The organism is Lonsdalea quercina subsp. quercina, assembly GCF_000688695.1.
GTDB classification, from domain to species: domain Bacteria; phylum Pseudomonadota; class Gammaproteobacteria; order Enterobacterales; family Enterobacteriaceae; genus Lonsdalea; species Lonsdalea quercina_D.
This window is the reverse complement of sequence record NZ_JIBQ01000012.1, coordinates 157171-167915: the sequence shown is the minus strand read 5'-3', so window position 1 is coordinate 167915 and position 10745 is coordinate 157171. Positions and strand designations below refer to the sequence as shown.

General features: G+C 45.9%; 4 protein-coding genes and 1 pseudogene. 4 read left to right on the top strand and 1 reads right to left on the bottom strand.

Annotation, left to right across the window (positions count from 1 at the left end; all coding sequences use genetic code 11):
- Positions 1–573: pseudogene (locus SB13_RS17625) on the bottom strand (IS3-like element ISBrsa1 family transposase); the annotation flags it as partial.
- Positions 574–775: 202 nt separating this feature from the next.
- Here SB13_RS17625 and SB13_RS13085 point away from each other — a divergent pair.
- From SB13_RS13085 to SB13_RS13070, 4 genes are all read left to right on the top strand, one after another.
- Complete coding sequence (locus SB13_RS13085; protein WP_026740785.1) at positions 776–4189, top strand: DEAD/DEAH box helicase family protein; 3414 nt, start codon at positions 776–778, stop codon at positions 4187–4189.
- Between the two features lie 63 nt (positions 4190–4252).
- Positions 4253–5887, top strand: a complete 1635-nt coding sequence (locus SB13_RS13080; protein WP_026740784.1) for a type I restriction-modification system subunit M — start codon at positions 4253–4255, stop codon at positions 5885–5887.
- Complete coding sequence (locus SB13_RS13075; protein WP_026740783.1) at positions 5884–7071, top strand: restriction endonuclease subunit S; 1188 nt, start codon at positions 5884–5886, stop codon at positions 7069–7071. The genes SB13_RS13080 and SB13_RS13075 overlap by 4 nt, the downstream gene beginning before the upstream one ends.
- 6 nt (positions 7072–7077) lie before the next feature.
- Positions 7078–10359 carry a DEAD/DEAH box helicase gene (locus tag SB13_RS13070; RefSeq protein WP_026740782.1) on the top strand — a complete coding sequence of 1094 codons (3282 nt, stop codon included), beginning with the start codon at positions 7078–7080 and terminating at the stop codon, positions 10357–10359.
- The last annotated feature ends 386 nt before the right edge of the window (positions 10360–10745 follow it).

The following is a 10745-nucleotide window of genomic DNA, read 5'->3' as shown; positions in this document are numbered from 1 at the left end:
GCTGACAACTGACCAGCCCCAGTTCTTTCATGAGTCTGCCAGCAAGCCAGCGCCCCATCCGGAAGCCTCTGAGCGTTGCCATTGCGGCGATACTCCTTGCCCCAGCAGAGCCATGGCTGATGTTGTATAGTTCCTGGACTTGACTGCGCAACACGGTATGCTTTCTGTCCGGCTTATCAGGACGACATTTCCAGTATTTATAGCTGCTGCGGTGAACCCCGAATACGTGGCAGAGTGTAGCCACGGGATAACGCGCCCTGAGTTTTCCGATTAACGAGAACTGTTCAGGGAGNCTGACATCAAGAGCGCGGTAGCCTTTTTTAATATTTCATTTTCCATTTCAATACGTTGTAGTTTTTTCTTCAACTCACGTATTTCAATTTGCTCTGGGGTAATGGGGGACGCTTTCGGTGTTTTTCCCTGTCGTTCGTCCCGTAATTGTCTGACCCATCGGGTCATTGTTGAAAGGCCAATATCCATGGCTTTTGCTGCTTCAGCAACGGTGTAGTTCTGATCGACAACCAACTGAGCCGCTTCACGTTTGAACTCTGCACTAAAATTTCTTTTTTTCATTGGAGCACCTGTGTTGTTCTGAGGTGAGCATATCACCTCTGTGCAGGTGGCCAAATTCAGTGTGCCACTTCAGGTGATCCTGTCCCACACCAAGTGTTCATTTTTCAATGCTCTGAAGATGTACAAGCTCACTTTGTCTGCCAAATTAGTGTGATATTCTTTCCATAATTCCTGTTGTATCCACGACATAAGGCGATGATTGATGGAGCAGTCTCTCAATTTTGAAATGTTGCGTAGCCAGTGGCCGGAACTGGCGGAACTCGCATGTATGGCGGAACGCTATGTTCACTCCGATCCGGAAAGCTGTCTGGTCAAGCTGCGCAACTACACCGAATTGATGGTACGTTGGTTATACCGTCAGGAACGACTGCCTGAAGGCATCAAAGCAAATCTGTATGATTTAATGAACGCAGATGTGTTTACCAGCATGATGCCGGAAGCCATCATCATGAAAATGGATGCGCTACGTATCCACGGCAACCGTGCCGCGCACGGTGGTCGTATCAAAGCTAAAGATACCTACTGGCTGCTCAAAGAAGCGTATTTGTTGGGAGTTTGGCTATATGTCCGCTACGCCCACGGTAATGTTGATAACTGCCCCAAATTTACTCTTCCTCCATTAACGCAATCTTCAGGTCGTGCAGATGATAAACGTCTGGAAGATGCCATCAGGGCTCAAGATGAAAGCCGTGAGCGAGAACTGGCGTTACAACGCGCACTACAGCAAGAGCAGGAAAAGGCTGAACACCTCACCCAGCGCCTGAATGAAGCCAGAGCTCGCAACCAGCATGTTGCCGACATCCTCTCTATTGATGAAGCGGAAACCCGCCGCCGCCTGATTGACTCCCGCCTGCTTGCTGCTGACTGGAATGTAGGTGAAGAGCTTAACAATACCGATCAGGTTACGCAGGAGCACCCTGTTAAAGAACAGCCTACTGCAACTGGCGACGGTTATGCGGATTATGTCTTGTGGGATGAGGCGCACAAACCGCTGGCGGTGGTGGAAGCCAAAAAAACCAGCGTCAATGCTGAGCAGGGACGAATTCAGGCCCGACTATATGCAGACTGGCTGGAAAAAGAATACGGTCAGCGCCCGGTTATTTTCTATACAAATGGCTACGATATCTGGCTGTGGGACGATCATAAAACTCATGGCTATCCTCCGCGCCGGGTATTTGGCTTCTACAGCAAGGAAAGCCTGCAATATCTTATTCAGCAGCGTGAAACCCGTCTGCCACTGAACAGTGTGCCGCACGTAAAAGACAACGAAGGTAAGGCCGTTGCCGGACGTTTGTATCAGCTTGAAACCATCACCCGCGTCAGCGAACGGTTTACCAACAAGTACCGACAGTCGTTAATTGTACAGGCCACAGGTACAGGCAAAACCCGCGTGGCAATTGCACTAAGCAAACTGATGATTGATGCTCGCTGGGTAAAACGCGTCCTGTTTCTTTGCGACCGCAAAGAGCTACGTAAACAGGCGGCGAATGCCTTCAATCAGTTCACCAATGAACCGCTGTATGTGGTCGGGAAATCGAAGAAAGCAGACAGGCAGAATGCCAGGATCTATATCGCTACCTATCCTGGCATGATGAAAATCATGGACCATTTCGATGTCGGTTATTTCGATCTGATCATCGCCGATGAATCCCACCGCTCTATCTACAACGTCTACGGCGATCTGTTTAAGTATTTTGATGCCCTCCAGATTGGCCTGACGGCCACGCCGATCGACATGGTGAGTAAAACCACTTTCGGCTTGTTTGGTTGTGAAGGACGTATCCCTACCGCCAACTACAGCCTGGAAGATGCTATCGCTGATAACAATCTGGTGCCTTATGAAGTCGTCACACACACCACGGAATTCCTGCGCGAAGGTATCAAACGGGAGAAGTTAAGCAACACACAAATCCGCGAACTGGAAGAACAGGGTATCGATCCCAATACGCTGGAATTTGATGGCAAGGCGCTGGATGAGGCGATCTACAACAAAGACACCAACCGCTATATCCTGCGTAACCTGATGGAAAATGGCCTGAAAGATCGGGACGGCCAACTGCCAGGTAAAACCATCATTTTCGCCCGTAACCACAAACACGCACTGCTGTTGAATGAATTGTTCGACGACATGTATCCGCAGTTTGCCGGACGCTTCTGCCAGGTTATTGACAACTACGATCCCCGCGCCGAGCAACTGATTGACGATTTTAAAGGGTTGGATGAAAGCACCAACAAAGAGCTGACCATCGCTATCTCTGTTGACATGCTCGATACCGGTATTGATGTCCCGGAGATTGTGAATCTGGTCTTTGCCAAACCAGTCAAATCGAAAGTGAAGTTCTGGCAGATGATTGGCCGAGGNACGCGTCTTTGTTCAGGGTTGTACGGCTACGATGACAACGGCAAACCGCTGGATAAACAGAAATTCCGCATCTTCGATCACTGGGGCAATTTTGAGTATCACGAGCTGCATACCGAAGAGGCCGAAGTCACAGCGACAAAATCACTGGCGCAAAAACGCTTCGAGGCATGGATCACGCTAGGGGCCGCTGCGCAGCGTAAGTTCGACAAACTGGCGGTGGATTTAGTCGCTCACCAGCTCCGCGTGCAGATCAACGCTCTGGATGAAAAGTCGATTGCCGTACAGGAAAAGTGGCAGCAAAAAGCGCAGTACAGCGATGAAAAAGTGCTGCGCCAGCTTTCCCCGAAAACACAGCAGGATCTGCTATCTGTCCTGGCCCCGCTGATGCAGTGGCTGGATGTGCGCGGGCAAAGCGACGCTATACGTTTTGATATGGATATTCTGGCGGCACAAACTGCTCGTTATACCAACCCGGAAGAACTGGATGTGCTCTGGCCGGTCATCATCGAGAAAGTGGAACGTCTGCCGCCGCATCTGACGCAGGTGCAACAGCAGGGACAGCGGATTAATCAGCTTCGTGATTTGGGCTGGTGGAAGGAGGCCAGTCTGGAAGAACTGGAAGATATCCGCATTCATCTGCGCGGCATTATGCACCTGATGGAAAAAGATGCGACGCCGCAATTCGGCTCGATACAGGTGGATATTACCGAAGATGCGAACCTAATCCAGACGGAGACCCGCAAAACCAACATCCGCTCGATTGATTTCAAACTCTATCGCCAGCAGGTTCAGGGGGCTCTGGAGCCGTTGTTCCAGCAAAATCCGGTGCTGAAGAAAATCCGCAACGGCGAGCCAGTGACGCAAAATGAGCTGGATGAGCTGGCGAAGCTAGTGCTGATCCAGAACCCCAACGTTGATATTCGGGCACTGAAAGAGTTCTATCCGCAGGCAACCGCCAGCCTGGATAAACTTTTGCGTACCATCATCGGGATGGACAGCAATGCAGTGGAAGTGCGCTTTGCCCAGTTCGCCACTGACAACAGCCTGACCAGCCAGCAACTGCGCTTCCTGTCACTACTGAAAAACCACATCCGCGACTATGGCACTATTGAAATGCGACAGCTCTTTGAACAGCCGTTTACGCATATCCACAACGAAGGCGTTACCGGCGTGTTCCCGGACCAAAATCAGATTGCCCGGTTGCAAAAGATAGTCGAAGAGCTGGGTGTTGTGACCGACGCAGCGACGGTATAATACGCACACGACAAGCCCCTGCTGCGGGGCTTTTGTATTTATAACAGGGTATAGACGTTAACAATGATTACCGGTGACTTAAAAAGTAAAATCGACGGCCTGTGGGAAGATTTCTGGGTAGGTGGCATCACTAACCCGCTGACCGTAATCGAACAAATCACCTACCTGATGTACTCCCGTATGCTGGATACCCAGGAACAGCGGGACGAGAAACGTAAGCAAATCGCGGGCATTGATTTTAAACCACGCTTTGCGCCTGAGCAGCAGGAGTTCCGTTTCAGCCACTACAGCAACCTTGGCTCGGACGAAATGATGGAAGTGGTGCGCGATGGCGTCTTCCAGCATTTCCGCCAGCTTGGGCAGGCTGAAGATACGAAGGTGACGCTGCTGGGCAACTTTATGAAAGATGCTCGTCTGGAGATTGTTAAACCGTCACTGCTGACCAAAGCCGTGGAGGTGATCAAAAACCTGCCGCTGGATCGTGGCGACACTAAAGGCGATCTCTACGAATACCTGTTAAGTAAGCTGACCACCGCCGGGATCAACGGTCAGTTCCGCACGCCGCGCCACATTATCCGCACAATGGTTGAAATGATGGAGCCGAACCCGGCGCGTGGTGAAACGATTTGCGATCCGGCCTGTGGTACAGGTGGTTTTCTGGCGACCAGCTATGAATACCTGCTGGAGAAATACAGTTCTCTGGAGTCGATTCATAGTGAAATTGGCACCAACGAACGCGGTGAACTAGAAGAGCAGAAAATTTTTACCGGCGATCTGTTGACGCCGTGGCGTGACCATGTAGATAACAACATGTTCCACGGCTACGACTTTGACACTACTATGCTGCGTATCGCCGCCATGAACCTGATTATGCACGGCGTGGAAGAGCCGGATATCCACTATCAGGACACCATGAGCCAGAGTTTCAGTACCAACTTCCCGCAGGCCAGCAAAAATGCTTTCAACCTGATATTGGCGAACCCACCGTTTACCGGTTCACTGGATGAGGAAGATATCGACGCCACGCTGTCGGCGATGGTGAAAACCAAGAAAACTGAGCTGCTGTTCCTGGCGCGCATTCTGCAAATGCTGAAAGTGGGCGGGCGCAGTGCCACTATCGTGCCGCAGGGCGTCCTGTTTGGCTCCAGTAAGGCGCACCAGTCGCTGCGTAAAACGCTGGTGGAAGATAACCAGCTGGAAGCGGTGATCAACCTGCCTTCCGGGGTATTTAAGCCTTATGCCGGTGTGGCGACGGCGATCCTGATCTTTACCAAAGGCGGCCAGACGGATGAGGTCTGGTTCTACGATCTACGAAATGACGGCTACAGTCTGGATGACAAACGTAACCCGGTAAAAGACAACGATCTGCCGCACCTATTGGCAAGCTGGAAGCATTACCGTACTTTGCGCGGGCTGCCGGTTGATAACTTTATGGGCGAGAAATTAGCCTCGTTGCTGGAACAACAGCAACCGGAAGGGATTGATGCTGGCGTTGATTTTAAAGATCGCACTCAGGCGGCGTTTGTGGTGCCGAAAGCTGATATTGCCGCACAGAAATACGACCTCTCTATCAATCGCTATAAAGAGGTAGTGTATCAGGCCGAGGAGTATGAAGATCCGAAGGTGATACTGAAGCGGCTGAGGGACCTAGAGAAAGAGATTCTGGCGGATTTGGATGAGCTGGAGGTGATGCTGTGAGCTGGCAGATGGTGAAGCTTAAAGATTGCTGTGAAGTTGTGGGAGGTGCAACACCTAAACGTAACATCGTATCCTACTGGGGCGGTGATATTCCGTGGATAACGCCAAAAGATGTGTCAAATCTTAGTGAACCTTATATTTACGAGGCACCGGAATATATAACTAAAACAGGGTATAAAGCTGCTGCAACATATATGTTACCTGTAGGAACGATTCTACTCACATCACGAGCACCAATAGGAAATGTAGCTATTGCTGGTATTGAACTTTGTACAAATCAGGGTTTTAAAAGTTTAATTCCTGGGCGAAATGTTCACAATAAATATTTATATCATTGTATTAATAAATTTGTGCCACAATTGGAGCTATTAGGTAATGGTGCAACTTTCAAAGAAGTGTCTAAAAAAGTTGTAGAAAATTTTGAAATCCCGTTGCCTCCTTTTGAAGAACAGAAACGTATCGCGGATATTCTCGATAAGGCTGATAGCCTACGTCAAAAACGCGAGCAAGCCATGAAACTGGCTAACGATTTTTTGCGTACTACGTTTTTGAATATGTTTGGCGATCCTGTTGAAAATCCAAAAAATCTAAAAAAATCTCCCATTACTGAATTGGCAGAGGTCATTACCGGATTTGCATTCAAAAGTAATGAGTACATTAGTGATGCACCAGAATCAGTACGGCTTTGCAGAGGGGCAAATACACTTACGGGGTATTTAGATTGGGCTGATACAAAATTCTGGCCAAAAAATAAACTAGAAAAACTAGATAATTATTTAATTAAGGCGGGTGATATTATCCTTGCTATGGACCGTCCGTGGATATCAAGCGGGTTAAAAGTATGCATATTCCCTGAAAATCAGCGAGAAACGTACTTAGTTCAGCGTGTAGCTAGGTTACGACCTCGTTGCGAATCTTACACAAACTATATTTACAGTTGTATTAAATCGCCAGCTTTCGAAAAGCATTGCTGCCCGACAGAAACAACGGTGCCACATATATCTCCTGTTGAACTTAAAAATTTTGAAGTTCTAATTCCGCCCGACGAACTTATGGTTAATTTTCATTCGATTGTATCAATAATCAATAATAGCTTAAATAAAATGGCGTCAGGCGATATTGATAGCGACGCCCTCTTCTCTAAATTAAGTCAGCAGGCTTTTTCAGGACATCTTAAGAGGTAAGTACATATGGACTTATTTGACCTGTTAACAATTAAATTTACCTTGCCCGCGAAAGCTGCCCCTGTAAGAAAAGTGGGGGGGAATTATGTTCATAAATTACTTTGCCGATCAACAACAGTATCGGCTCAAGTCAGAAATGCACGTTTCCAAGGATATTTTAAACTTGTGACGGGTCTAAAGCCCCCTCTAGACTATATCTATCTGAAAGATCCAAATTCCAGGGGGAAATGCGCAGATGGTGTAGCTTCCCTTAAAGCTAAGGAACTATTTACATTCGAAAAATGGCGAGAAGATACTGAGTTAAGCTGGGAGCAATTTCCAGAGCAGGTATTTAGCACTTCACCTGAGGATATTAATGAACAATGGTATCATCAATTTCAGTTTAGAGAGGATGATCCAGAGCACCGTTCTCCAGGTCTCAGAAAACCCCAACTGGGTGCACTTCATGCAATTGCAGGCTATTTCGCTACTGATTTGCAGGTAGAACCTGCTACCGTCGTACTGCCCACTGGAACGGGAAAAACGGAAACAATGCTGGCTACCATGATATACCAGCGATGCGAGCGAATTTTGCTCATAGTCCCGTCTGATTCTCTCCGAACACAAATATCCAAAAAATTCATTGAGTTGGGATATTTGCCAGAGCTAACAGTCGTTCCGCCAAACATTACACTCCCTAATGTCGCTATCATTAAGAAGGGAATTCAGGTAGCGGAAGAAGCTAAGCAATTAGCTTGTGAATCAAACGTCTTGGTTGCTACGACCAGCGTTTTGTCTGCCTGCTCCGAAGCAGCATTAAATGCACTTTGCGAGTCGTGTAGCCATCTTTTTGTTGATGAGGCCCATCATATCTCAGCCTCATCATGGCAGACAATTCGCGAACTATTCACAGACAAACGTGTAGTGCAGTTTACAGCTACTCCCTTTAGGAATGATAAAAAGTCCCTTGGTGGAAAAATTATCTATAACTATACAATGGGGGAAGCCCAACGAGCAGGCTATTTTACAAATGTAAATTTGCTGCCTGTAGAGGAGTATTACTCTGACCTTATGGATCATGCAATCGCGGATACAGCTGTAGGTCAACTGCGTATAGACTTAAATAATGACCTTGATCATTTGCTCATGGCTCGTACTAGCAGTAAGCAGCGAGCAGAAGAAATACTTACTATTTATCAGAAAATTGCACCGAACTTTAATCCAATCGTTGTTCATTCTGATTATCCTAAAACGGAAATAAAAAAACGTCTTAATAAATTATTATCAAGACAATCAAGAATCGTTATTTGCGTAGACATGTTGGGAGAAGGCTATGATCTACCCAACCTGAAAATTGCCGCTTTGCATGATCATCATAAGTCTCTTGCAGTAACTTTGCAGTTCATTGGCCGATTTACTCGTGTCAATAAAGCACAGAAAATTGGTCAAGCCAGTGTAGTCATGAATGTTGCGGACCCTAATGTTGAAGGTGAATTACAGCATCTATATTCAACAGATGCCGATTGGGATAACGTATTAAGGCGACTCTCTGAAGGACGAATTGCTAGAGAGATTAGGTTGCAAGAGGTCGTGGATGCCTTAAAAAGGAAAGGTGATTTACACGATCAGATTTCTCTCTGGAATATTGAGCCAAGTTGTTCTGTCATGTTATTTAAAACGTACTGTGACAATTGGGAGCCTGAAAGATACAAGGAGAAACTGCCCAGATTCGATGAATCTTGGCATGCAATAGCTGAAGATGAGAATTTGCTTGTTGTGCTAGCTGTTCAGGCAACTTCAGTCCGATGGGGAAACTACAAAGATCTTAAAGATACAAATTATAAAATTCTAATTGCTCATTGGGATCAAGACAGATCCGCCTTGTTTGTATTCTCAAATGACTATAAAGCATTCCGAGTTGAGAATTTAGTCAGTACTATTTGTGATGATAAATTTGAAGTTGTCAGTGGTGAAAAAGTCTTTAATGTATTTAATGGTATTGAATATCCTTTGGCAAGAAATTTAGGCGCATCCCAAATTGGGGCAATCAGCTTTACTCAATACTTTGGCCCAAATGTCACTGAGGGGCTATCACTAATTGAAGCATCTCAATCAAGCTTAAGCAATATTGCAGCATTAGGTTATGAATCCGGAAACCGTGTAATCTGGGGATGCTCGCAACGCAGAGGTAAAGTCTGGTCACCACAAAAAGGTGGCAGCATTGCTGATTGGTGCAACTGGGTTAAGAAAGCCTGGGACAAGATTTTTAGTTCTGAACCGGATCCAAACAATCTTACGCGTAACTTTTTGCGTCCAGTCCCATTACTTGAACCCTATAATGAATATCCAATATCAGCTCAATGGGGTGAGTATTTGCTTACTGCGTTCGAAGATAAAGTTATTTTTCATTTTGATGCTGTATCTGCGCATTTATATTTAGTAGAGGTTAGGACTGCTGGAAAGTTTGACGATGGTAATGTACGACTCATTTTCTCTACAGATGAAACGTCATCTGAATATAAATTATCTCTCACGGGAAGTGCTACAGCAAAAGGTTATGCCTATCAGTTGATATCTGGCCCTGAAGTTTTTGTACAGCGTGGTGAATCTGAACCGGTATCACTATCAGAGTATATGGAAATTGATCCAGTAATGATTCATTACTCCGATGGTTCATTTTCATACAACGCTCATATAGTCCATGTAAGCCAAAATATTGGCCTTTATGACAAAGACGAAATTGTAGCTTTTGATTGGCAAGGAACTGATGTTCGAGTGGAATCAATGGGCTATACTCGTGATCCATCATCCATCCAATGGCGTTGGTACTGTGAAATTAAAGATAATTACGATGTCATTATTAATGATGATGGAAAAGGTGAGTCAGCAGATTTAGTGGGGTTGAGAATAGTTGATGACTGTATTGTTCTCTCCTTAATCCATTGCAAATATTCAGGTTCAGAAGAAGCAGGAGCCAGACTTAAAGACCTTTACGAAGTATGTGGGCAGGCACAGAGATGCATTCGTTGGAAACACCTGAATCTTTCCTATTTATACCACCACATTAAGCGTCGTGAGGAACAGTGGCGATCGCGTGGTCATTCTCGCTTTCTGAAAGGCACTATAAAAGACCTTGCTGCTATGAAAGAGCGCTCCAGAATCACACCTCTTAAATTCCAAGTTGTTATTGTTCAACCAGGGCTTAGAGTAAGTAAAATTAATGAAGAAGGCCTTAAACTACTTGGCAGTACGGCGCTATTTATAAAGAAAACAACGATGGCAGATTTAGTTGTCATTGGTTCTAAATAGGGCTAAAAATTGACAATGTTCAACTTTAGCCATATTAAAGAGCGAATCGAATATGCTATAAAAACGATAGAAAAATTAAGAAAAGAGAGTAAATTATGATCCTATTCTTTTATCCCTACATAATGCTTTGCTACAGCGCTGGATACGCCTTATTGCAAACACTGGATGGGATGGGAGTGATTAGTACCAACTTTGTAGAAACGAACGCACAGGGTGCTCTTTTGAGCAGCTACTGGTCTCCTAATAAAGTTGCAGTTGTCTTAGGAGGCGGTTTTCTTGAGCTCTTTATTTTATTATTACCCTTCGTTTTCTTGAGCTCATGGATACTTGCCAGAAAAAAAGGCCTCATCATTTCTTTTGTACTTATTATAATTCCAGGGCTATTA

What these genes read in the sequence shown, in the direction of transcription:
- SB13_RS13080 (WP_026740784.1), top strand. Translation starts at nt 4,253, where the DNA reads ATGATTACCGGTGACTTAAAAAGTAAAATCGACGGCCTGTGGGAAGAT.
- SB13_RS13070 (WP_026740782.1), top strand. Translation starts at nt 7,078, where the DNA reads ATGGACTTATTTGACCTGTTAACAATTAAATTTACCTTGCCCGCGAAA.